Genomic DNA, 1,661 nt, shown 5'->3' on the forward strand with positions numbered 1-1,661 from the left:
GATCAAACTTTCTTTAAGTTTGACGATACGGCGTGTCTTTCAGGTGTTTGAGGATGAGAGCATTACCGTTCTTTACATGGGGTCGGATAGGGTAAAGGTCTTGAACTTAAGCTTAAGACCAATTCATGGTAAAATCCTTGCATTGCTCGGTCGTGAGTTATGAGCGGATATATTGCACCGGTTACGTATAGATACGCTTTTGCCCAGTTCAAGGAAGCGAGCAATGCAAAGCGAAGCGGAAGACATCGGTTAATTCATTTCTTCTCTTCTTCCTTGCAAAATCGTGTTGAAATATGAGGTGAAAAGAATAAAATCGCGATGACGTGCGGATATGAACATACCCACGTATAAAGAACTTCTTTCACGGGGTTCTTATCTGTATGTAATTTTTAAAATATTATCTTTAAAGTTTAAAAGTGCGGAATGTGAGTATGAGCGTTAGTGTTTATGTTTATATACAATGAAAAAAAATACTATGTAAGGATATCCCTTATAGTCAGAAAGAGAGTCCGACACGAGAAGGGAGAGAGTCAAGGGGTGTATATATGAAAGCAGTGGTTCTCGCTGGGGGCTATGGTACTAGGCTTCGACCTCTCACGTACAGTACACCAAAGGCGATGATTCCTCTTGTGAATAAGCCCGTGATTGATTATATACTGGATTATCTTGTGGGATATGGGTTGAAGGATATCGTTATAACAACGAATTATCTCAGAGAGCAGACGATAAATTACTTGAGCAGCCGTAAGGATTTAAAGCTCTCATATCCAGAAGAACCTTTTCCATTGGGAACCGCGGGCTCGGTGAAGAATGCATGCATTGATGATACCGCATTGATCATCCAGGGGGATAACATTACGGATATAAATATAAAAAAGCTGATGGATTTCCACCAGAAACATGAAAGGCTCGTAACCATAGCTCTTCTGGCTGTGCCTGACCCTTCGCTGTACGGTATAGCGGAGATAGAGCAATCGAGTGGCAGGGTGAAGAAATTTAAAGAGAAGCCATCACCTCACGAATGTTTCTCCAATCTCGCGAATACGGGGCTATATATAATAGAGCCAGAGGCAATGGAGTACGTACCCGAAGGGCGTGCTTTCGACTTCTCCAAGGACCTGTTCCCTATCCTCGTGGCGCAGAATGAGGTCTATGGCTGTGTGGTTGATGGGTTCTGGACTGACATTGGCTCTCTTGAGGGGTACATGAAGGCGAGCAGGTGGATACTGGATAAAAAGGGGTTCGAATGCGCAGATACTGCGGAGATAGAAGATAGTGAGATAGAAGGTAACGTTGCCATTGGTGAGCATGTGGTGATAAATGAATCGTTGATACGTGGTCCTGCAGTAATAGGCAACCATGCTGCATTAAGGAAGAGCAAGGTACATAAGTCTGTGGTCTTTCCAGGGGTAGATTTAGGTGAGACGCTACTTCTTAATAGCGTGGTTGGTGAGGACACACTGATAAAGAAGGCGGAGATAAGTGATTCTATACTCGGTGCCAGATGTGAGATAAGAGCATGCCATTGTAGAAGCCCGACCCGATAGACACCTGATGGATGAACGAGTAGAACAAAACTCTTTCAGGACTAATCTCCCAATTTCCTAACTTCCCTTTTGGGCATAAGGTTAGAAAAGGTAGAGTGCATAGTTATTTTCGAC

General features: G+C 43.4%; 1 protein-coding gene. It reads left to right on the forward strand.

Annotated features, from left to right (window positions below):
- Window positions 1-545 precede the first annotated feature (545 nt).
- Window positions 546-1,547 carry an NDP-sugar synthase gene (locus J7J01_08065; protein MCD6210821.1) on the forward strand — a complete coding sequence of 334 codons (1,002 nt, stop codon included), beginning with the start codon at window positions 546-548 and terminating at the stop codon, window positions 1,545-1,547.
- The last annotated feature ends 114 nt before the right edge of the window (window positions 1,548-1,661 follow it).

The sequence above is a fragment of the Methanophagales archaeon genome, from assembly GCA_021159465.1.
Lineage (GTDB): Archaea > Halobacteriota > Syntropharchaeia > Alkanophagales > Methanospirareceae > G60ANME1.

What these genes read in the sequence shown, in the direction of transcription:
- J7J01_08065 (MCD6210821.1), top strand. Translation starts at nt 546, where the DNA reads ATGAAAGCAGTGGTTCTCGCTGGGGGCTATGGTACTAGGCTTCGACCT.